The organism is SAR202 cluster bacterium (genome assembly GCA_016872285.1).
GTDB lineage: Bacteria > Chloroflexota > Dehalococcoidia > Lucifugimonadales.
Genome location: VGZZ01000011.1, coordinates 44589 through 63027, shown reverse-complemented (window position 1 = coordinate 63027; position 18439 = coordinate 44589). Strand labels below are relative to the sequence as shown.

The 18439-nt window shown below is 60.6% G+C and carries 27 protein-coding genes; 26 read left to right on the top strand and 1 reads right to left on the bottom strand.

Translation table 11 applies throughout. The features are described 5' to 3' along the window. Nucleotides 1-641, bottom strand: a 641-nt coding sequence (locus FJ320_05045) for a GTP-binding protein (protein MBM3925342.1), incomplete at its 3' end; no start/stop codon positions are given. A gap of 85 nt (nucleotides 642-726) precedes the next feature. Here FJ320_05045 and FJ320_05040 point away from each other — a divergent pair. The 26 genes from FJ320_05040 to FJ320_04915 all read left to right on the top strand — a co-directional run bounded on the left by FJ320_05040 (nucleotide 727) and on the right by FJ320_04915 (nucleotide 18438). Continuing rightward, entirely contained in the window at nucleotides 727-1542 is an 816-nt protein-coding gene (locus FJ320_05040) for an aldo/keto reductase (GenBank protein MBM3925341.1), read from the top strand. A 354-nt stretch (nucleotides 1543-1896) separates the two neighbouring features. Next, nucleotides 1897-2616, top strand: a complete 720-nt coding sequence (locus tag FJ320_05035) for a hypothetical protein (protein MBM3925340.1) — start codon at nucleotides 1897-1899, stop codon at nucleotides 2614-2616. Between the two features lie 5 nt (nucleotides 2617-2621). After that, nucleotides 2622-4058 (top strand): anthranilate synthase component I, encoded by a 1437-nt coding sequence (trpE, locus tag FJ320_05030; protein MBM3925339.1) that lies wholly within the window; start codon nucleotides 2622-2624, stop codon nucleotides 4056-4058. Between the two features lie 3 nt (nucleotides 4059-4061). Beyond that, on the top strand, nucleotides 4062-4502 hold the full coding sequence (locus FJ320_05025) for a VOC family protein (GenBank protein ID MBM3925338.1): 441 nt from the start codon (nucleotides 4062-4064) through the stop codon (nucleotides 4500-4502). A gap of 2 nt (nucleotides 4503-4504) precedes the next feature. Next, nucleotides 4505-5092: an aminodeoxychorismate/anthranilate synthase component II gene (locus FJ320_05020; GenBank protein ID MBM3925337.1), complete on the top strand. Its 588-nt coding sequence runs from the start codon at nucleotides 4505-4507 to the stop codon at nucleotides 5090-5092. A gap of 91 nt (nucleotides 5093-5183) precedes the next feature. Continuing rightward, the gene (gene trpD, locus FJ320_05015) at nucleotides 5184-6203 is read left to right on the top strand and encodes an anthranilate phosphoribosyltransferase (GenBank protein MBM3925336.1); all 1020 of its coding nucleotides are present in this window, start codon (nucleotides 5184-5186) and stop codon (nucleotides 6201-6203) included. 257 nt (nucleotides 6204-6460) lie between these two features. Next, nucleotides 6461-6667 carry a DUF2283 domain-containing protein gene (locus FJ320_05010; protein ID MBM3925335.1) on the top strand — a complete coding sequence of 69 codons (207 nt, stop codon included), beginning with the start codon at nucleotides 6461-6463 and terminating at the stop codon, nucleotides 6665-6667. Between the two features lie 12 nt (nucleotides 6668-6679). Next, nucleotides 6680-7489, top strand: a complete 810-nt coding sequence (trpC, locus tag FJ320_05005) for an indole-3-glycerol phosphate synthase TrpC (GenBank protein MBM3925334.1) — start codon at nucleotides 6680-6682, stop codon at nucleotides 7487-7489. Further along, nucleotides 7482-8162 (top strand): phosphoribosylanthranilate isomerase, encoded by a 681-nt coding sequence (locus tag FJ320_05000; protein ID MBM3925333.1) that lies wholly within the window; start codon nucleotides 7482-7484, stop codon nucleotides 8160-8162. Before trpC ends, FJ320_05000 begins: the two co-directional genes overlap by 8 nt. Then, nucleotides 8159-9370 (top strand): tryptophan synthase subunit beta, encoded by a 1212-nt coding sequence (trpB, locus tag FJ320_04995; protein MBM3925332.1) that lies wholly within the window; start codon nucleotides 8159-8161, stop codon nucleotides 9368-9370. Before FJ320_05000 ends, trpB begins: the two co-directional genes overlap by 4 nt. A gap of 121 nt (nucleotides 9371-9491) precedes the next feature. Then, the gene (locus tag FJ320_04990; protein MBM3925331.1) at nucleotides 9492-9911 is read left to right on the top strand and encodes a 30S ribosomal protein S12; all 420 of its coding nucleotides are present in this window, start codon (nucleotides 9492-9494) and stop codon (nucleotides 9909-9911) included. Between the two features lie 32 nt (nucleotides 9912-9943). Beyond that, a complete protein-coding gene (rpsG, locus tag FJ320_04985; GenBank protein ID MBM3925330.1) occupies nucleotides 9944-10414 on the top strand; it encodes a 30S ribosomal protein S7 in 471 nt (156 codons plus the stop codon). A 38-nt stretch (nucleotides 10415-10452) separates the two neighbouring features. After that, nucleotides 10453-12516, top strand: coding sequence for an elongation factor G (gene fusA / locus FJ320_04980; protein MBM3925329.1), 2064 nt, complete (start codon nucleotides 10453-10455; stop codon nucleotides 12514-12516). A gap of 6 nt (nucleotides 12517-12522) precedes the next feature. After that, nucleotides 12523-12840 carry a 30S ribosomal protein S10 gene (gene rpsJ, locus FJ320_04975; GenBank protein ID MBM3925328.1) on the top strand — a complete coding sequence of 106 codons (318 nt, stop codon included), beginning with the start codon at nucleotides 12523-12525 and terminating at the stop codon, nucleotides 12838-12840. 15 nt (nucleotides 12841-12855) lie between these two features. After that, nucleotides 12856-13593 carry a 50S ribosomal protein L3 gene (locus FJ320_04970; GenBank protein ID MBM3925327.1) on the top strand — a complete coding sequence of 246 codons (738 nt, stop codon included), beginning with the start codon at nucleotides 12856-12858 and terminating at the stop codon, nucleotides 13591-13593. A 17-nt stretch (nucleotides 13594-13610) separates the two neighbouring features. Further along, on the top strand, nucleotides 13611-14255 hold the full coding sequence (gene rplD, locus FJ320_04965; protein ID MBM3925326.1) for a 50S ribosomal protein L4: 645 nt from the start codon (nucleotides 13611-13613) through the stop codon (nucleotides 14253-14255). A 2-nt stretch (nucleotides 14256-14257) separates the two neighbouring features. Next, entirely contained in the window at nucleotides 14258-14548 is a 291-nt protein-coding gene (locus FJ320_04960; GenBank protein MBM3925325.1) for a 50S ribosomal protein L23, read from the top strand. 2 nt (nucleotides 14549-14550) lie between these two features. Next, nucleotides 14551-15378, top strand: a complete 828-nt coding sequence (rplB, locus tag FJ320_04955; GenBank protein ID MBM3925324.1) for a 50S ribosomal protein L2 — start codon at nucleotides 14551-14553, stop codon at nucleotides 15376-15378. A gap of 3 nt (nucleotides 15379-15381) precedes the next feature. Beyond that, entirely contained in the window at nucleotides 15382-15684 is a 303-nt protein-coding gene (rpsS, locus tag FJ320_04950) for a 30S ribosomal protein S19 (GenBank protein ID MBM3925323.1), read from the top strand. Between the two features lie 3 nt (nucleotides 15685-15687). After that, the gene (locus FJ320_04945) at nucleotides 15688-16029 is read left to right on the top strand and encodes a 50S ribosomal protein L22 (GenBank protein ID MBM3925322.1); all 342 of its coding nucleotides are present in this window, start codon (nucleotides 15688-15690) and stop codon (nucleotides 16027-16029) included. Next, entirely contained in the window at nucleotides 16029-16763 is a 735-nt protein-coding gene (rpsC, locus tag FJ320_04940; protein ID MBM3925321.1) for a 30S ribosomal protein S3, read from the top strand. Before FJ320_04945 ends, rpsC begins: the two co-directional genes overlap by 1 nt. Beyond that, nucleotides 16750-17184: a 50S ribosomal protein L16 gene (rplP, locus tag FJ320_04935; protein ID MBM3925320.1), complete on the top strand. Its 435-nt coding sequence runs from the start codon at nucleotides 16750-16752 to the stop codon at nucleotides 17182-17184. Before rpsC ends, rplP begins: the two co-directional genes overlap by 14 nt. Before the next feature lie 9 nt (nucleotides 17185-17193). Beyond that, complete coding sequence (locus tag FJ320_04930; protein ID MBM3925319.1) at nucleotides 17194-17394, top strand: 50S ribosomal protein L29; 201 nt, start codon at nucleotides 17194-17196, stop codon at nucleotides 17392-17394. Then, nucleotides 17394-17759, top strand: coding sequence for a 30S ribosomal protein S17 (gene rpsQ, locus FJ320_04925; GenBank protein ID MBM3925318.1), 366 nt, complete (start codon nucleotides 17394-17396; stop codon nucleotides 17757-17759). The genes FJ320_04930 and rpsQ overlap by 1 nt, the downstream gene beginning before the upstream one ends. Next, complete coding sequence (gene rplN / locus FJ320_04920; protein ID MBM3925317.1) at nucleotides 17756-18127, top strand: 50S ribosomal protein L14; 372 nt, start codon at nucleotides 17756-17758, stop codon at nucleotides 18125-18127. Before rpsQ ends, rplN begins: the two co-directional genes overlap by 4 nt. Next, nucleotides 18127-18438: a 50S ribosomal protein L24 gene (locus FJ320_04915; protein ID MBM3925316.1), complete on the top strand. Its 312-nt coding sequence runs from the start codon at nucleotides 18127-18129 to the stop codon at nucleotides 18436-18438. Before rplN ends, FJ320_04915 begins: the two co-directional genes overlap by 1 nt. Nucleotide 18439 lies beyond the last annotated feature (1 nt).

The following is an 18439-nucleotide window of genomic DNA, read 5'->3' as shown; positions in this document are numbered from 1 at the left end:
ACCCGCACGTAGGCCACCACGCCTTTATATAAGTTGTAGCTGGAATCGAAAATCAGCGCCCGCAGGAGGCTGGTGGGATCTCCCTTGGGCGGCGGCATACGCTCGACGATGGCCTCCATCAACTCGCCTACGCCCGTGCCATCCTTAGCCGAGACCCTCAGGGCCTCCTCGGGCTTGAATCCGAAGACTTGCTCTAGCTCCCGGGCCACCCGGTCAGGCTCGGCGGCGGGCGCGTCGATTTTGTTGATGACGGGGATGATAGTCAGATCGCGCTCCATAGCCAGGTAAACATTAGCTAGGGTCTGCGCCTGCACGCCCTGGGTTGCGTCCACTACCAGCAAGGCCCCTTCGCATGCCGCCAGTCCTCGAGACACCTCGTAGGTGAAGTCGACGTGTCCCGGCGTGTCGATGAGGTTGAATTGGTACTCCTGGCCGACGGGGTGGCGGTAGGTCATTCGCACAGCCTTGCCTTTGATGGTGATGCCGCGCTCCCGCTCCAGGTCCATGGAGTCCATGAACTGCGCGGCCATCTGGCGAGGGTCCACTGTGCCCGTCAGCTCTAGGAGCCGGTCGGCCAACGTAGACTTGCCGTGGTCTATGTGAGCAATGATACAGAAGTTACGGATATTTTCGCGTTTCACAAAGCTATCTTAACACCCCTCGTGGTCTGCCTGTACCCGCGTAAGCTATAATCTCGGCGATTTTCCCAGCCTCTAAGGAGCCTTAATGCAGACTCGAAAACTCAAACATCTCAGCGTGCCCGTCATCGGCATGGGCAGCGCCTCTTCTTCAGGCTTCGATGTCGAAGCCCCGGCGGACATCGACAACGCCCGCCGCATCATCGACAACTGCATAGCCCACAGGACCACCTTCCTGGACACCTCGCCCATGTACCGCCGCGCCGAAGGCGTCTTCGGCCAGACCGTCCAGGGCCGGCGAAACAAGGTGACGCTGGCGACCAAGGTATGGTGCGCCGGCAAGGGGACGGGCCGGAAGCAGATCGCTCGCTCATTCAAGCTGCTGGGCACCGACCACATTGAGGTCTTTCAGATACACAACCTGGTGGACTGGAAGACCCACCTGCCCTACCTGGAGGAGCTGAAAGCCCAGGGCAAGATTGGCCTCATCGGCCTCAGCCACTTCATTCCCGAGTTCTACCCTGAGATGATCGATATCATGCGGTCCGGTCGAGTGGACACCATACAGATACCCTATAACCTCCTGGAGCGGCAGGTGGAGGAGCGGGTGCTGCCCGTAGCCGAGGATATGGGCATAGGCGTCATCGTCATGCGGCCAGTGGGGAAGGGAACGCTGGTGACAGGACTCAAGCGCCAGCCGGATCTGCGTCCCCTGGAGGAGTTCGGTGTCGAGACTTGGGGCCAGGCATGCCTAGCGTGGGACCTGGGCCATCCCGCCATCACCACCCTCATCCCCGCCACCACCAAGCCGTCCCGCATCATCGAAAACGCCAAGGCCGGCGATGTGCGGCTGCCATCAGAGATGCGCGAGTACATCGAGCGAGAGGCGGCCCGCTGCCTGTGATAATCGGCTTCTACGGGTCGTTTGGTTGTGACAAATTTCAGTTGACACTTCAACAAAACAGCCGTAGTATTTAATAGAACTTAATATCCAAAGGCTGGTCGGAGTAGTAGGCCTTACGCGGGGCCCAGAGAGCCGGGGAGTGGTGGGAACCCGGCGCCCAGAGGCGGAGGAACCGAATGGACCGACCTGGACTGCGAGTCACAGGCCTTTCGGCGGGCACCGTTAACAGCCGGCGGCATGATGGCGGTAACGCCTAAGCGTCGCGCATATCTTGGTTCGAGAATTTAGGGTGGCATAACGGAATAAGCCCCGTCCCTTTTTGGACGGGGCTTATCGTTTATGGGAGGTGTGAAAATGGTCGGTGTAAAAACAGACGTAAGAAAGCAGGTCAGGGAGCTGATGCTGGACTACATCCTGCCGGACTACTCAGAGAACCGTCCTGAAGTCAAGGACCGGATAGTCAGGATGTCCAACGCGTTGACCAACGCCCAGGCGGAGGCCTTTCTCTCGGTTTACGACTGCGTAACCGAGAAAAGCAATAGAGACTCGATTCGGACGCGACAGGCCATGTACGCCCCCAATGAGTGGTCGGTGGGGTTTACCTTTTACAACACGCCTATCACTCGTAAGGGCAGCAGCAGCGAGGTCATGTCCTGCCTCTTCCCGTCCAAGACGCCGGATTCCCTGGAGTTCTACTTCAGCGGCATCGAGCGAGAGACCTCGGGCAAGACCTTTGAGACCAGGAGCATGCGTTTCAACCTGCCCGTCAGGCGCGGCAGCGTCAAGGTAACGGAGCAAAACAAGGCCGACGTTATCCAGTGGGCGTGCCGTCTGTTTGATGAGGGCTACTCTTACAGCCGTCGTTTTCTACAGAAACAAGCGCCAAGCTACCCCCAGTTCGTCGTCGATGAGAAGGGCAACAAGCTGGCGGTGGTGCTGGACCACCAGGAGTTCGAAGACTTTATTGGGAGCTTAAAGGAGTTTATGGACAACATAGACCAGCGGGAGGGCCAGCAGCGCCTCCAAATTCCCCAGGGTTACGAACGGGTCCTCGAGCGCGTGGCCGGAGAGTAGCCGAGATGTACACGCCATCCCTCGACCAGGCCAGGGCCCTGGCCTCCCAGGGCAACCTCATCCCCGTGTACCGGGAGGTCCCAGCCGACATGGAGACGCCCGTGTCCGCGTATCTCAAGGTGGCAAAGCCGCCGTACTCCTTCCTACTGGAAAGCGTCGAGGGTGGCGAACGGGTGGGCCGGTACAGCTTCATCGGCACGGAGCCGTATTCGGTGGTGAAGACCGGTCCCGGCACCAAGCTGGGCTCGGTTGACCCTCTGGCGCCCATTCAGAAAGAGCTGGCTAAGTACAAGCTGGCGCCGGTCCAGGGACTGCCCCGCTTCCACGGCGGCGCCGTGGGGTATCTGGCCTACGACGTGGTCCACTACTTCGAGCCTCGCGTGCCCATACCCAAGGCCAACACCATCGGCGTTCCAGAGTCGCTCTTCATGCTCACCGACACCCTCCTGGTCTTCGACCACCTACGCCACGACATCAAGGTTGTAAGCCTGGCCCGCGTCGATGGCAACATTGAGGCTGGGTATCGAGAAGCGTGCCGCCGCATCGATAAGGTGGTGGAACGATTGGAGGGGCCGCTGCCTAAGGAGCCTGCATCGGCGCCATCAACTTCGACGCCCTACACCTCCAACTTCACCCGCGAGCGTTACCACGACATGGTGCAGCGGGTGAAGAAGTACGTCGTCGCCGGCGACGTCATCCAGGTGGTGCCTTCCCAGCGGCTGGCCCGCCGCACCGACGCCGCGCCCTTCCGCATCTACCGCACCCTGCGCACCATCAACCCGTCGCCCTACATGTACTACCTGGACCTGGACGGCTTCCAGATCATCGGCGCGTCGCCGGAGATGCTGCTGCAAGTCGAAGAGGGGCGCATCACCACCCACCCCATCGCTGGCACACGCCCTCGCGGCAAGACCGAGGCCGAGGACATAGCCTTGGAGAAGGAGCTGGTGAACAACGAAAAGGAGCGCGCCGAACACATCATGCTGGTGGACCTGGCCCGCAACGACCTTGGCCGGGTCAGCAAGACGGGCACCGTGAAGGTGTCGCGGCTTATGGGTGTGGACAGGTATTCCCACGTCATGCACCTTGTCTCCCAGGTCACCGGTCTGCTGAAGCCCGAGTACACCTGCTTCGATGCCATGCGTTCATGCTTCCCCGCCGGTACCCTTTCCGGCGCGCCTAAAATCCGCGCTATGGAGATCATCGCCGAGATGGAGAAGGAGCAGCGCGGTCCCTACTCGGGCGCCGTGGGCTACTTCAGCTTCTCAGGCAACTGCGACACCGCCCTCACTATCCGCACCATGGTACTGAAGGACGGCATCGCCTACGTCCAGGCCGGAGGCGGCATAGTGTACGACAGCGAGCCGGAGCCTGAGTACCAGGAGACGCTGCACAAGGCTGGCGCCCTGCTCCGTGCCATCGACCGGGCCGAGGGGAGATAAGCTATGCTCAAATCGATTTTCCATACCGGCTTCGTCGTTCAGGACATGGACAAGGCTATCGATTTCTACACTCGAGTCCTCGGCTTCAAATTCGACCGCTTCGGCGAACTCAGCGGCCCGCCGGCGGAGCAGCTTCTGGGCTACAAGGACTGCCACATTAAAGTCGCCTTCCTGAAGCTGGACAACGGCCACTATCTAGAACTCGTGAAATACTTCTTCCCGCCCAGCGTTCGGATTGACAAAGGCCTGAAGGATATCGGCGCGGCCCACCTCGGCTTCTACATCGAGGACATGGAGACCTTCTATCGCGAGAAGTCTAAGCTAGGCCTGCGGTTCCTCAACTCGCCCATGGAGCGTTATATCGACGGCAAGCTGGCGCGGCGCACCGTCATGGCCCAGGACCCGGACGGCAACTGGCTGGAATTTATCGAGGTGCTTAACTAGCCGTGATACTGCTCATCGACAACTACGACAGCTTTACTTACAACCTGTACCAGTACCTCTGCGAGCTGGGTGCGGACGTAAAAACATATCGAAATGACAAAATATCGCTGGAGGAGATCGCAGACCTGAAGCCCCAGGGCATCGTTATCTCACCCGGCCCCTGCACTCCCAAAGAGGCCGGCATATCTAACGACGTTATCCGCCACTTCGGCGAGAAGCTGCCTATCCTGGGCGTGTGCCTGGGCCATCAGTGCATGGGACAGGTGTACGGCGGCACGGTGGACGTGGCGGGCGAAATCATGCACGGCAAGACCTCCCTTATCCACCATGACGGCAAAGGCGTCTTCCAGGGCCTGCCCAACCCCTTCGAGGCTATTCGATATCACTCGCTGGTTATCTACCCTGAAACCCTGCCCGACGAACTGGAAAAAACGGCCTGGACCAGTAACGGCCTCATTATGGGTGTGCGCCACAAAAAGCTGCCCGTCGAGGGAGTCCAGTTCCACCCTGAGTCGATTATGACCAAGGTGGGCCACGACCTGCTGAGGAACTACTTGAATCGAGTGGAAAGCTGGAAGAAGCCGAAGTAGGCATAGGGGAATTAGCTCATGTTTTGTCCTGGTAATATAATTCCCACAGTCCCAGCCTTCTTCGCCGAAAAGTTATGTCAAAGATAAAACGATGATTAAAGAGACCATCGAACAGCTAGTGTCCGGCAAGTCTATTTCCATCGAGCAGGCCTCCACGGTGATGGACGAGATCATGGAGGGCAAGCCCACGCCGGCCCAACTGGGCGCCTTTTTGACGGCCCTGCGCATGAAGGGCGAATCGCCCGAGGAGCTGGCAGGCATGGCCACCGTCATGCGCAACAAAGCCCTCCGGGTGGAAGCCCCCGGCGATGTCGTTGACACCTGCGGCACTGGCGGAGACCGCACCGGCACCTTCAACATCTCGACCACCGCCGCCTTCGTGGCCGCTGGCGCGGGGCTGAAAGTCGCTAAGCACGGCAGCCGCGCCGTCTCCGGCAAGGCCGGCAGCGCCGATGTGCTGGAGGTGGTGGGCGTCAAGCTCAATCTGTCGCCGGAAGCTGTCAAGCAGTGCATCGATGAAGTCGGCATCGGGTTTATGTTCGCGCCCGCCTTCCACCTGGCGATGAAGCATGCCCTGCCTGTGCGGCAGGAAATCGGCATCCGCACCGTGTTCAACATCCTCGGCCCCCTGACCAACCCGGCCCGCGCCAGGCGGCAGCTTCTCGGGGTCGCGACTCCGGCGCTAGGCGAGAAGCTTATCCAGGTGCTGAAACTGATGGGAGCGGAGCGGGCCATGGTGGTGCACGGCGAGGACGGGCTGGATGAGGTGACTCTGGGCGGCAAGACCCATGTGTGGGACCTGAAGGACGGCGCCATTACCGAATACGACATAGCCCCAGCCGACTTCGGCCTCCCCACCTTCTCGCGCAACGCCGTCCGCGGCGGCGACGCCCGTCATAACGCCTACCTGCTGCGAGAGGTCCTCAGCGGCACGCCGGGGCCGTTTAAGGATATAGTGGTCGCCAATGCGGCGGCGGTAATGGTAGTGGGCGGCAAGGCCAAGGACTTCAAAGAAGGCGCGGCCCTGGCTGAGCAGTCTATCAAAAGCGGCGCGGCCATCGCTAAGGCGAGGCAGTTGGTGGCCCTGACCCAGCGGCTGGCGACGACGTAGGGTAGTGTGGGTGAAAACCGTACGTTTCACGGATCATGCTCTACAGAAAATTCAAGAGGCTGTCTCCCTGGGATTCACTCTGAACGTTTCCATTGTGGAAGATATAATAAATTCTCCCTCCGCATTGCTTGACGGTCGTGAAGGAAGGAAAATCGCTCAAAAGCCTTTCTAGTGATAAGCTACTTTGGAGGTTGTTCTTGAAGAGACAGAGCAAGAGATAGTGGTGGTGACTTTATACCCTGGGAGGCGTTCAGAATATGAAGTTTAGCTACGATAAAGAAGTCAACATTCTGATGGTGAAGCTCTCTAATGAGCCCTATGAATACGCTTCCGAAAGGAATGGCATAATCTTCCATTTCACGAAGCATGGGAAGCCAGTCCTGTTAGAGGTGCAAGGTGGAAGCGAGTTTATTTTGGGCGCGCTCCAAAGTCTCGTTAAGAGCGGCACGGAAGTAACCGTCTAACAGCAAGATCTCATGCCCACCATCCTGGAAAAAATCGTTGCCGAGAAGAAGAAGGAACTGGAGGCCCAGAAGGCCCAGGTGCCTCAATCGCAGCTTGAGCAGCGCATCAAATCGCAGCCCACGCCCCTGAACCTCTCCGGCGCTCTGATGGGCGACCGCGTGCGGCTCATCGCCGAGGTCAAAAAAGCCTCGCCGTCTCGCGGCCTCTTAGCCCCCAACTTCGACCCCGTCGCGCTATTGAACACTTATGTCAACAACGGCGCCGCCGCCATATCAGTCCTCACCGACCCACGATTCCAAGGGACGCCCGAGCATCTAATGGCCGTCAAAGAGGCTACCAAAGCCCGACGCACACCCGTCCTCCGTAAAGACTTCATCTTCGACCCCTATCAGGTCCTGGAAGCGCGGGCCTGGGGCGCGGACGCCCTTTTGCTCATCGTCGCTATTCTCTCTCCGCAGCAGCTTAAAGACCTGCTCAAGCTCTGCCAGCAGTTCTGGCTTCAAACCCTTGTCGAAGTCCACAACGAGGCCGAGTTAGAGCAAGCTATCGAGGCCGGCGCAGAGATCATCGGTATCAACAACCGAGACCTGCACACCTTTAAGACCAACCTATCGGTTACTGAACGCCTGGCGCCCAAAGTCCCGCGAGGCAAAATCATCGTCAGCGAGAGCGGCATCTTCACGGCCCAGGACGTGATTAAGCTGCGCGCCCTGCGAGTCAACGCTGTGCTGGTGGGCGAAGCCTTGGTGACAGCCAAGGACACAGCGGCCAAGGTGCGGGAGCTGGCAGGCCAGGCCGTCGAGGCGCCGCGCCGTGGTTAAGGTCAAGGTCTGCGGCCTTATGCGGCCCGAGGATGCCGTCGTGGCCGCGCAGGCCGGCGCCGATTTTCTAGGCATCGTTTTTGTGCCCGGGCGCAGGCGGCGAGTCACCACGCAGCAGGCCAGGGCTATCGTAGATGCCGTTCGGACCACCGGCCCAAATCCCACCCACAAAATCGTCGGCCTTTTCGCCGATCAGCCGTTGGAGGAAATAAACCGCACCATTAACGAGGCCGGGTTGGATATGGCGCAGCTTTGCGGCAAAGAAAGTTTGGACTACTGTGGGAAAGTAGAAGCAGGCATTATTAAAGTTTTCCATGTCCCTGCTGGGATAGATATAGGACCCGCCGCTCATGCCCTTTCCGAAAAAATAAGCCCATACATCAAGGCCGGCCACACTGTAACCTTAGACCGATTAGTAGAGGGTCTTCAGGGCGGCACCGGTGAGGCCTTCGACTGGGTCATCGCCGCCAGAGTTGCCGACCTCGGGCATCGATTTATTCTCGCTGGAGGCCTTACGCCCAGCAACGTTTCCCAAGCTATCGCTGCCGTACACCCGTGGGGCGTGGACGTGTCCAGCGGCATTGAGACTAATGGCGTCAAGGACACTACAAAAATCAAATCGTTTATCGCAGAGGCCCGCCGCGCGTCGGTGGCCGCTGGAAAGAAGTCATGACATCCAAGACCAGGTCCTCCCAACTTCCCGACCGCCGCGGGCGCTTCGGCCCTTACGGCGGCAAGTTTGTCCCCGAAACGCTTATGGCCGCCCTGGATGAGCTGGAGCAGGCCTACGCCAAGCTGAAAGAAGACAAAGAGTTCCAAAAAGAACTCGGTTATCTGCTAAACAACTTCGTCGGGCGGCCCACGCCCCTTTACTTCGCCGCCAACCTCACCCGCAAACTCGGCGGCGCCAAGATATACCTGAAGCGGGAAGACCTGGCCCACACCGGCGCTCACAAGATTAACAACGCCCTGGGTCAAGGCCTGCTGGCCAAACGATTGGGCAAAAAGCGCATCATCGCCGAGACTGGCGCGGGGCAGCACGGCGTCGCCACCGCCACCGCCTGCGCCATGCTGGGGTTGGAGTGCATCGTGTACATGGGCGCCGAGGATATTCGACGCCAGTCGCTGAACGTCTTCCGAATGAAGCTGCTGGGCGCGGAAGTGCGCACCGTCGATGCCGGCAGCCGCACCCTAAAGGACGCCATCAATGAGGCCATCCGCGACTGGGTGACCAACGTCAAGACTACCCACTATCTTCTGGGCAGCGCAGTAGGGCCTCACCCATACCCGATGATAGTCCGTGACTTCCAATCCGTGATTGGCACCGAGGCGCGAGAGCAGATATTGAAGGCCGAGGGCAAGCTGCCCGACTATGTCGTCGCCTGCGTTGGTGGCGGCAGCAACGCCATCGGCGCTTTCCATGCCTTCGTCGAGGACAAGGGCGTGAAGCTGGTGGGTGTGGAGGCGGGCGGGCATGGGGTCGGCACCAAGGCCCACGCCGCGACGCTGGTGGCGGGGCAGCCGGGGGTGCTTCACGGGGCGCTGTCGTACCTGCTGCAAGACCAGAATGGACAGGTGTCGGACACCCACAGCATATCGCCGGGGCTGGACTACCCCGGGGTCGGGCCGGAACACAGCTATCTCAAGGACTCGGGCCGCGCCGACTATGTGGCAGTTACTGACGAGCAAGCGTTGGAAGGCTTCAACCTGCTCTGCCGCGCGGAAGGCATCATACCCGCCCTGGAGCCTTCCCACGCCGTCTATCACGTCACAACCCTGGCGCCGAAACTAGACCCGGAGCGGACGATTCTAGTGTGCCTCAGCGGTCGTGGCGACAAAGATATGCACATTGTCATGGAAGCCATGTCGAAAAGCGGTTAGCACGTCAGCGCGGCTTGCCAGCCATGTTTCGCTTTTCGAAAAACTCGTCCCGTGGCGGTTGACATTTTAAGCCGTTGTTGGTAGAGTTCGTATTTGTCCTTTATTAGAACAGGGAAGAGCTATGCCCACCATTAACCAGCTAGTCAGAAAAGGTCGGAGGAAGGTCAGGACTAAGTCCAAGTCTCCGGCCATGCACTGGATTCACAACTCGCTGTCCAACAAGACAAAGTGGAGCCAGGGCGCGCCCCAGCGCCGCGGCGTCTGCGTCCAGGTGCGCACCATGACCCCCAAGAAGCCCAACTCCGCCCTGCGTAAGATTGCCAGGGTGCGCCTTACCAACGGCTTCGAAGTCACCGCCTATATTCCCGGCGAGGGCCACAACCTGCAGGAACACTCGGTGGTTATGATTCGAGGCGGCAGGGTCAAGGACCTCCCCGGCGTTCGATATCACATCATTCGCGGCACCCTGGACTGCCAGGGCGTGGAAAACCGCCGCCAGGGCCGCAGCAAGTACGGCGCGGAAGCCCCCAAGGCCGCTTAACGACAGCAATTAGGAAAGAAGGCTAACGACCCGTGTCCAGACGACGACGCGCCGAAAGGCGCCCTACGCCCCCGGACCCTCGATATAACAGCGTCGAGGTGTCCCGCCTCGTCAACCGCCTTATGCGGCGCGGCAAGAAGAGCGTTGCCCAGCGTATTGTCTATCAGGCTATGGATATAATGCAGCAGGAGACCAAGCGGGACGCCCTGGAAGTCCTAAAGCAGGCTATGGAGAACGCCCGACCCCTCCTGGAAGTCAAACCCCGGCGCGTGGGCGGCGCTACCTACCAGGTCCCCGTGGAAGTCCGCCCCGAGCGAAGCGAAGCCCTGGCTATGCGATGGCTTTTGACCTCCGCCCAGGGCAGAAAAGGCCAGCCCATGAATAAGAGGCTGGCGGTAGAGCTGATCGAGGCCGCCCGCGGCGAGGGCACCGCCGTGAAGAAGCGCGAAGATATCCACAAGATGGCAGAGGCCAACCGCGCCTTTGTTCACTACAGGTGGTGAGGAGGAGCGGCTGCCTACCTTGATTGGGCCCTGTCATCATGCCTACACGCACGCCTATAAATCGAATCCGCAATATCGGATTCATCGCTCACATCGACGCCGGAAAGACCACCGTTACCGAGAGGGTCCTTTTTGTCTCCGGACGCACCTATAAGATAGGTGACGTAGACGCCGGCACAGCCGTCATGGACTGGATGCCCCAGGAGAGGGAGCGCGGCATCACCATCACCGCCGCCGCTACCACCATCCCCTGGAAGGACTACCAGGTCAATATCATCGATACCCCGGGCCATGTGGACTTCACGGCCGAGGTGGAGCGCAGCCTTCGAGTCCTGGACGGCGGCATTGTGGTTTTGGACTCGGTGGCGGGCGTGCAGCCCCAGTCGGAGACGGTGTGGCGGCAGGCTGACCGGTACCAGGTGCCCCGCATTTGCTTTGTCAACAAGATGGACCGCACCGGCGCCGACTTCGAGCGCACCATAACTTCCATTAAGCACCGGCTAAAGGCCCAGGCCGTGCCTGTGCAGGCGCCTATAGGCCAGGAGTCCAGCTTTAAGGGCGTTATGGACCTTATGGAGGGCCACTCCTATATCTTCGGCGACGCCGGGGCTTTCCAGGTCGGGCCGATTCCTGAGGACCTGAAGGGCGACTTCCAGCGGTACCGCGATGCCATGATCGAGCGCATCGCCGAGACGGATGACGCCCTCATGATCAAGTACCTGGAGGGCGAGGATATCAGCAAGGCCGAGCTTAAGGCCGCCCTCAGGCAAGCCACCATCAACCGCCGGCTATTCCCTGTTCTCTGCGGCAGCGCCCTCCGCACCATGGGCGTGGCCCCGCTGCTGGACGCCGTTGTCGATTATTTGCCCTCCCCCTCCGACGTCCCGCCGGTGGAAGGCTTCAACCCCAACAACGACGCCAAGGTTATTCGCAAAGCCGATGACAACGAGCCGCTGTCTGCCCTCGCCATGAAGGTGATGACCGATCCTTTCGTGGGCCGGCTGGTCTATCTGCGCATATACTCCGGATCGGTCAAGGCCGGCGCCGTGGTTTACAACTCCACCAAGAAGCGTCGCGAAAGGCTGGGCCGCGTCCTTCGCATGCATTCCAACCACCGCGAGGAGGTGGCGGAGATTACCGCCGGCAATATCGCGGCGTGTATCGGACTGAAGGAGACCTTCACCGGCGACACCATCTGCGAAGAAGCTAACCCCATAGTCCTGGAACCACCCAAGTTCCCCTCGCCCGTTATTTCAGTAGCCATCGAGCCTATCTCCCAAGCGGACCGCGACAAGCTCATCGACGCCATCCGCAAGCTGTCCGAAGAAGACCCCACCTTTGTTGTCAACCAGAACAAGGAGACGGGTCAGACCATTATCTCCGGCATGGGCGAGCTGCACCTGGACGTGCTTGTCGACCGCATGAAGCGCGAGTTTAGCGTCGTCGCCAACGTGGGCAAGCCCAAGGTCTCTTATCGCGAGACTGTCACCAGGACCACCAAGGTCCAGGGCAAGTTTGTCCGGCAGAGCGGCGGCCACGGCCAGTACGGCGATGTCTGGATTGAAATGGAGCCTCTGGAACGCGGTGCCGGCCTGGTCTTCGAAAACAAGATTGCCGGCGGCTCTATACCCCGCGAGTTCATACCCGCCGTCGAGAAGGGCGTCCGCGAGGCTGCTGAAAACGGCCCCGTGGCCGGCTTCCACGTGGTGGATGTCAAAGTGGCCCTGGTGGACGGCAGCTACCACGACGTCGACTCCTCGGAAATGGCCTTCCGCGCCGCGGGCGGCATAGCTTTCCGGGAGGCTATTCGCAAGGGCGGCCCCATTCTCCTGGAACCGATTATGGAGATGGAAGTAGTAACGCCCGGCGAGTATCTGGGGAGCGTCCTGGGCGACCTTAACGCCCGGCGCGGCCAGATCAAGAGCATTGAGGGCGACGACAACCTCCAGCAGATAAGAGCCCTGGTTCCCCTGGCCGAGTCCTTTGGATATACTACAGCCCTCAGGTCCATGAGTCAGGGCCGTGCCAGCCAGACCATGGAGTTCAAATACTACGAGCCGGTGCCCCAGCACATCGCGGCTGCCATTATTAAAGGCGAATAGACATTTATGGTAAGCAAAACATCTCAAAAAATAAGAATCGTCCTCAAGGCCTTCGACCACAAGACTCTAGACCTGTCGGCGACGCAGATTGTGGAGACGGCGGAGCAGACCGGCGCCAACGTGGCCGGCCCGGTGCCCATGCCCACCCACATACGGCGCTTCTGCGTTATCCGCTCGCCCCACATCGACAAGGACTCCCGCGAGCACTTTGAGATCCGCACCCACAAGCGGCTCATCGACATCCTGGAACCCACCGCCAAGACCATCGACGCCCTGACCCGCCTCAACCTTCCCGCCGGCGTCGATATTTCCATCAAGCTGTAAGACAAGGAATCTTCTGTGATTCAAGCGATAGTTAGCCGGAAAATAGGCATGAGCCAGGTAATGCAGGCCGACGGGTCTGTAGTTCCAGTCACGGTCCTGGAGGCCGGGCCTTGCACTGTCACCCAGATCAAGTCCAAAGAAAAGGACGGCTATCAATCCGTCCAGTTGGGGTTCGGCTCGGTCAAACGAGTGCCCCAGGCCAAGCAGGGCCACCTCAAGGCCTCGGGCGGACTCTTCAGCCACCTCCGGGAAGTCCCCGCCGAAAAACTGGAGGGCCTGACAGTGGGCCAGACCCTCGGCCCCAGCATCTTCGCCGCCGGCGACCTGGTGAACGTGGTCGGCATCACCAAGGGTCGGGGCTACCAGGGGGGCGTCAAGCTCCACGGCTTCAAGGGCGGTCCCAGAACCCACGGCCAGTCGGACCGGCTCCGGGGACCCGGCTCGGTGGGCTCGGGCACGCGGCCCGGACGTGTCTGGAAGGGCAAAAAGATGGCCGGGCATATGGGGTCCGACAGGGTTACGATTAAGAATCTGGAAGTGGTCCGTGTGGACCAGGACAAGAACATCCTGGTGCTCAAGGGCGGCGTTCCAGGGTCACCCAAAGACGTGCTAATGGTATACAGGACCGGCAAGAAAGCCGCCAGGCCTACCGCACCCAGGGCCCAGCCCGCCGCCAAGGGCCTGGCCAAGACCGCCGCTTCCCCCAAGGCGGAGGCCCCTAAACCTCAACCTAAGCCCGCCGCAAAGTCCTAATCTAAGGCTGATATTTCATGGAACTTCAAGTAAAAAATCTCAAGGGTGAAGCCCTGCGCAGCGTGCAGGTCAACGACACCCTGGTGGCCGCCCCCTTCAATCCAACTGTCGTCCATCAGGCTATGGTGATCTACCAGGCCAACCAGCGGCAAGGCACCCACAGCACCAAGACCCGCGCTGAGGTCTCCGGCGGCGGCAAGAAGCCGTGGCGGCAGAAGCACACCGGCCGCGCGCGGCAGGGCAGCACCCGCGCGGTCCAGTGGCGGCACGGCGGCATCGCCTTCGGTCCCAAGCCCCGCAGCTACCGCCGCGATCTGCCCAAGAAGATTCGTCACCTGGCCCTGCGATGCACCCTCTCCCAGAAGGTGAAGCAGGACAAGCTAGTGCTGGTAGAAAATTTCGCCGACCTGGACGGTCACGCCAAGAGCATGGCCCAGGCCTTGAAGGCCCTGGGTATCAACGAGTCGATTCTGCTGGTGACCGCGTCGGCGGAGCCTAATGTTGTTAACGCCGCCAGGAATCTGCCTAAGGTCTGGACGCTGCCCGTGGACCAGCTCAACGCCGGCGAGGTCTTGAAGCGGGACAAAGTCATCATCGCCCTCGACGCCATACGCCGCGCCGAGGACCTCTGGGCCCCCCAGGCCGCGGAAGCGGAGGCCTAGATATGGCGTTAACCATGCAGGAAGTCCTTGTCAAGCCTCTCATAACTGAGAAGGGCACCGCGCAGCAGGAGTCGGGTAAATACACCTTCCAGGTGTCTCCCCAGGCCAATAAGATCAGGATTAAAGAGGCCGTGGAGAAGACCTTTAACGTGAAGGTGGTGGACGTCAATATCTGTCTCAACCGGGGCAAGGCCAAACGGTACGGCCCCAGGATGATGCGCACGCCGGACATGAAGAAAGCTATTGTGACCCTGCGGCCCGGCGACAAGATTCAGCTTATCGAGGGGTTGTAGGCATGCCACTCAAAGTTCTTAGACCAATGACTCCGGGGACGCGCAACGCCGCGCACCCCTCCTATAAGGACGTTACCACCAACAAGCCTGCAAAGGCCCTTCTGAGGGCCAAGTCTAAAAGCGGCGGGCGAAACTTCCGCGGCAAGATAACCGTGCGGCATCGCGGCGGCGGCAGCCGTCGCCACTACCGCGTCATCGACTTCCGGCGCGACAAGGACGGCGTGCCCGGCAAGGTGGTCACCATCGAGTACGACCCCAACCGCACCACCCGCATCGCCCTGGTGAACTATGCTGACGGCGAGAAGCGTTATATCCTGGCCCCCCTGGGCCTGGCCGTCGGTTCCAACGTGGCCTCCGGCCCCACCGCAGACATCAAGCCCGGCAACAGCCTGCCCCTTCGGAATATCCCCACGGGCACCCTGGTGCACAACCTGGAGCTGATAGCCGGCCAGGGCGGCAAGCTGGTGCGCAGCGCCGGCTCGGCGGCCCAGGTGCTCTCGCGAGAGGACATCTATGTGCTTATTCGCTTGCCCTCCGGGGAGGTGCGCCGCGTGCCGGGCACATGCCGCGCCACCATAGGCCAGCTCAGCAACGTGGACCACAAGAACGTCATCCTCGGCAAAGCCGGCAAGACCAGGCATCGAGGCCGCAGGCCCACGGTGCGAGGCAGCGCCATGACGCCCCGGGACCATCCCCATGGCGGCGGCGAAGGCCGCACCGGCATCGGCCTGCCCGGGCCCAAGACGCCCTGGGGCAAGTCGGCCCTCGGGTTTAAGACCAGAAACAAGCGCAAGTCCAAAACTCTTATCGTCAGAGAAAGAAGGAGATAGGGCATGTCCCGTTCTATACGAAAGGGCCCTTATGTGCATCCCAAGCTGCAAAAGAAGGTCATGGCCCAACAGCGCTCCGGCCAGAAGTCGGTCATCCGCACCTGGTCCCGCAGCAGCATTGTAATGCCCGAGATGATAGGCCTTAACATAGCCATCCACGACGGGCACCGCCACGTGCCGGTCTTCATCACTGAAAACATGGTCGGCCACCGGCTGGGAGAGTTTGCTCCCACCCGCACCTTCCGCGGCTTTGGCCTCCGGGCCGCCGAGGCCGCCGCCAGCGGCGCAGAGACAAAGGAAGGGTAAACTATGCCTGCCGTTAAAGCCGTATCTAAAAAAGTGGGGGCCTCCCACAAGCGCCTCATGCCGCTCCTGGACCTGGTCCGGGGCAAAAAGGTGGCGGAGGCCGTTGCCGTGCTGGAGTTTATGCCGTCGCCCTGGGCTAGAATCGTAGCCAAGACTATTCAGTCGGCGGCGGCCAACGCTGAAAATAACCTGCTGATGGACCGGGAAAGCCTGCGGGTGGTGCGCATAACCGCCGACCAGGCCGAGTCTATGCGCCGCTTCAAGCCCCACGCTCGTGGCAGGGTTGGTCGAATGAACAGGCGGTTTTCTCATCTGACGGTGGTAGTGGACCAGGAGGCAAGCTAGTGGGACATAAAACACATCCGGTCGGCTTTAGGCTCGGCGTCATCAAGGACTGGCAGACCCACTGGTTCGTCCCCCGGGGCCGCCAGTATAGCGAGCTGGTCCTCAGCGACCTGTCTATACGAAACGCCATCCGGGACGAGTACCGCTCCTTCTCCGACGCCGGCATCGCCAGGGTCGAGATCGATCGCGGCAACCAGGATATCGTCATCAATATTCATTCAGCCCGCCCCGGCATCCTCATTGGCCGCGACGGCGAGCGGGTAAAGAAGCTCAGGAGCCGGCTCGAGTCCATATCCGGCAAGCGCATCCAGCTCAACATCCTGGAGATACAGCAGCCTGAGCTGAACTCCTACCTGGTGGCCCGCAACATCGCCGACCAGATGGAACGCCGCGTCTCCTTCCGCCGCGCTATGCGGCAGTCTGTGCAGCGCGCCATGCAGGCCGGCGCCCAGGGCATCAAGATTATCGTCAAGGGCCGCATCATGGGCGCTGAAATCGCCCGCACCGAGAAGATTATGGAGGGCCGCGTCCCTCTGCATACCCTCAACGCGGATATCGACTACGATTACGCCGAAGCCTCCACCGTCATGGGACGAATCGGCGTCAAGGTCTGGATTTACAAAGGCACTACGGCGCCCACGCCTGTGGCCGAGCGGACGGAAGAGATGGAGACGATTCAGGTCACGGTCAGCGCCGGAGCAGAGGACGAGGAGACTGAGGATGCTACAACCTAAGCGAGTAAAATACCGCAAGGCCATGCGCGGCAACATGAAGGGCAAGGCCGTGGCCGGCAGCACGGTTAACCAGGGCGACTTTGGCCTCAAGGCCCTGTCACCAGGATGGATAACCGCCCGCCAGATAGAAGCCGCCCGCGTCGCCATCACCCGCCACCTCAAACGAGGCGGCAAGGTGTGGGTCACTATCTTCCCCGACAAGTCGGTCACCAAGAAGCCGGCCGAAACCCGCATGGGCGGCGGCAAGGCTCCGGTGGACCACTGGGTCGCCGTGGTGAAGCCGGGCCGCATCATGTACGAAGTCGCCGGCGCCGACAAGGCCACTGTGTCCGAGGCCTTCCGGCTGGCGTCCAACAAGCTGCCTATTCCCGTGAAAATGGTCTCCCGTGATAATCTCGCCAATCTCATGGGAACGGAATAGAGGACTTATATGCGCATCCAGGAAGTCCGAGACCTGTCGGACGAGAGCATAGAGAAAGAGATCGATAATACTCAGAAGGAGCTGCTGAACCTGCGCTTCCGGCATGCCACCAAGCAGCTTACCAACACGTCCCAGCTGGGCGTGACGCGGAAGAAGCTGGCCAGGCTCAAGACCGTGGCCAGGGAGAGGCAACTTCAGAAGGTCCAATAATGAGTAAAGAACGACGAAAAGAACGAGTCGGACGGGTCATCGGCACCAAGATGGCCAAGACGGTGGTGGTGGCTGTCGAGTGGCAGCAGAGGCACCCTATATATAACAAGGCCCAGAAGCGGTCTACCAAGTTCTACGCCCATGACGGCGAGTCCGAATGCGCCGTCGGCGACCTGGTGCGTATCGAGGAGACCCGGCCCATCTCCCGCCTCAAGCGATGGCGCGTCACGAACATCATCGAGCGCCGCGAGGTCGCCGAGGTTAAGCCCGCGGAGCTGGACTCGGAGATACTGTCCACCGGGGCCCGCAACCAGGACGCCGCCAAGGCCGAGGCCGAGGAAGAGAAGCAGGAGGCCCAGCCGTGATCCAGATCTACACCAGGCTGGCCGCCGCCGATAACACCGGCGCCAAAGAGCTCATGTGCATCAACATACCCGGCAGCAGCCGCCGCCGCTACGCCGCCGTGGGCGATATCATCGTTTGCGCGGTTAAAGAAGCCCTTCCCGCCGGCACCGTTAAGGAGGGCGAGGTGGTGAAGGCCGTCATTGTCCGCACCGCCCGGAACTACGCCCGACCCGACGGCACCTTCATTAAGTTTGACGACAACGCTGCCGTTATTATGACCGAGAAACTTGATAATCCCAGAGGCACCCGCATCTTCGGCCCCGTCGCCCGTGAGCTCCGAGAAAAGGGCTATATGAAGATAGTTTCCTTAGCCCCGGAGGTGGTCTAATGAATATCCGCAAGGGCGATACCGTACTGGTCACTTCCGGCAAAGACCGCGCCAAGCGAGGGAAGGTGGAGCGGGTCTATCCTCAGACCGGCCGTCTGATTGTGGAAGGGGTCAACGTAGTGACCCGACACGTCAAGCCCGTCCCGCCGGTGCGGCAGGGCGGACGAGTGCAGCAGCCCGCGCCTATATCCATCTCCAACGTTATGTTAATATGCACCAGTTGCAGCAACCCCGTGCGAGTCGGCTTCAAGAAGCTGGAGGACGGCAACAAGGTGCGCATCTGCCGAAAATGCAAGGAGACCATTACCTAGG

What these genes read in the sequence shown, in the direction of transcription:
- fusA (MBM3925329.1), top strand. Translation starts at nt 10,453, where the DNA reads ATGCCTACACGCACGCCTATAAATCGAATCCGCAATATCGGATTCATC.
- FJ320_04945 (MBM3925322.1), top strand. Translation starts at nt 15,688, where the DNA reads ATGCCTGCCGTTAAAGCCGTATCTAAAAAAGTGGGGGCCTCCCACAAG.
- FJ320_04960 (MBM3925325.1), top strand. Translation starts at nt 14,258, where the DNA reads ATGGCGTTAACCATGCAGGAAGTCCTTGTCAAGCCTCTCATAACTGAG.
- rplP (MBM3925320.1), top strand. Translation starts at nt 16,750, where the DNA reads ATGCTACAACCTAAGCGAGTAAAATACCGCAAGGCCATGCGCGGCAAC.
- rpsS (MBM3925323.1), top strand. Translation starts at nt 15,382, where the DNA reads ATGTCCCGTTCTATACGAAAGGGCCCTTATGTGCATCCCAAGCTGCAA.
- trpB (MBM3925332.1), top strand. Translation starts at nt 8,159, where the DNA reads ATGACATCCAAGACCAGGTCCTCCCAACTTCCCGACCGCCGCGGGCGC.
- FJ320_05025 (MBM3925338.1), top strand. Translation starts at nt 4,062, where the DNA reads ATGCTCAAATCGATTTTCCATACCGGCTTCGTCGTTCAGGACATGGAC.
- FJ320_05035 (MBM3925340.1), top strand. Translation starts at nt 1,897, where the DNA reads ATGGTCGGTGTAAAAACAGACGTAAGAAAGCAGGTCAGGGAGCTGATG.
- FJ320_05040 (MBM3925341.1), top strand. Translation starts at nt 727, where the DNA reads ATGCAGACTCGAAAACTCAAACATCTCAGCGTGCCCGTCATCGGCATG.
- FJ320_04930 (MBM3925319.1), top strand. Translation starts at nt 17,194, where the DNA reads ATGCGCATCCAGGAAGTCCGAGACCTGTCGGACGAGAGCATAGAGAAA.
- rpsJ (MBM3925328.1), top strand. Translation starts at nt 12,523, where the DNA reads ATGGTAAGCAAAACATCTCAAAAAATAAGAATCGTCCTCAAGGCCTTC.
- FJ320_05010 (MBM3925335.1), top strand. Translation starts at nt 6,461, where the DNA reads ATGAAGTTTAGCTACGATAAAGAAGTCAACATTCTGATGGTGAAGCTC.
- rplB (MBM3925324.1), top strand. Translation starts at nt 14,551, where the DNA reads ATGCCACTCAAAGTTCTTAGACCAATGACTCCGGGGACGCGCAACGCC.
- rpsQ (MBM3925318.1), top strand. Translation starts at nt 17,394, where the DNA reads ATGAGTAAAGAACGACGAAAAGAACGAGTCGGACGGGTCATCGGCACC.
- rplD (MBM3925326.1), top strand. Translation starts at nt 13,611, where the DNA reads ATGGAACTTCAAGTAAAAAATCTCAAGGGTGAAGCCCTGCGCAGCGTG.
- trpD (MBM3925336.1), top strand. Translation starts at nt 5,184, where the DNA reads ATGATTAAAGAGACCATCGAACAGCTAGTGTCCGGCAAGTCTATTTCC.
- FJ320_04915 (MBM3925316.1), top strand. Translation starts at nt 18,127, where the DNA reads ATGAATATCCGCAAGGGCGATACCGTACTGGTCACTTCCGGCAAAGAC.
- trpC (MBM3925334.1), top strand. Translation starts at nt 6,680, where the DNA reads ATGCCCACCATCCTGGAAAAAATCGTTGCCGAGAAGAAGAAGGAACTG.
- FJ320_04990 (MBM3925331.1), top strand. Translation starts at nt 9,492, where the DNA reads ATGCCCACCATTAACCAGCTAGTCAGAAAAGGTCGGAGGAAGGTCAGG.
- trpE (MBM3925339.1), top strand. Translation starts at nt 2,622, where the DNA reads ATGTACACGCCATCCCTCGACCAGGCCAGGGCCCTGGCCTCCCAGGGC.